The sequence below is a fragment of the Burkholderia sp. Bp8998 genome (assembly GCF_003854235.1).
Lineage (GTDB): Bacteria > Pseudomonadota > Gammaproteobacteria > Burkholderiales > Burkholderiaceae > Burkholderia.
The window spans coordinates 1-670 of record NZ_QTQF01000155.1 but is presented as its reverse complement, the minus strand read 5'-3'; the positions used below and the strand labels follow the sequence as shown (position 1 = coordinate 670).

Sequence of the window (670 nt, the reverse complement as noted above, 5' to 3'; positions counted from 1 at the left end):
ATGACTGGGGTGAAGTCGTAACAAGGTAGCCGTATCGGAAGGTGCGGCTGGATCACCTCCTTTCCAGAGCTTCTCGCCAAGTTGAGCGCTCACGCTTATCGGCTGTAAATTAAAGACAGACTCAGGGGTCTGTAGCTCAGTCGGTTAGAGCACCGTCTTGATAAGGCGGGGGTCGTTGGTTCGAATCCAACCAGACCCACCACCGTCTTGTGTGGCGGTACACACCTGAGGCAAATCTGTACATGGGGGCATAGCTCAGCTGGGAGAGCACCTGCTTTGCAAGCAGGGGGTCGTCGGTTCGATCCCGTCTGCCTCCACCAATCACCAACGCTAAGGGCTTGGTTCAGACACTGAACCGAGAATTTTGCATTGGCGATTGAGCCAGTCAGAGTGATACGTAGTATGTATCGGCTGTCGTTCTTTAACAATCTGGAAGAAGTAAGTAATTTGGATAGCGGAAGCGTCTTGAGATGGACGTGGAAACTATCCGGGTTGTGATTGTATCGATGTATCTCAAGATGATTCGAACTCTATGTTCGACTTAAATTGGAATACGGCACAACGCGAGAACTCAACCTGTAGCGACTGTCGATGAGACAGACTCGTTATAGGGTCAAGCGAACAAGTGCATGTGGTGGATGCCTTGGCGATCACAGGCGATGAAGGACGC

The 670-nt window shown here is 51.2% G+C and carries 2 tRNA genes and 1 rRNA gene; all 3 read left to right on the top strand.

The features are described 5' to 3' along the window. A 16S ribosomal RNA gene (locus DIE06_RS37930) occupies positions 1–63 on the top strand; the annotation flags it as partial. A gap of 62 nt (positions 64–125) precedes the next feature. Beyond that, positions 126–202 (top strand) — tRNA-Ile (locus tag DIE06_RS37925). 42 nt (positions 203–244) lie between these two features. After that, positions 245–320, top strand: a tRNA-Ala gene (locus DIE06_RS37920). Positions 321–670: the final 350 nt, after the last annotated feature.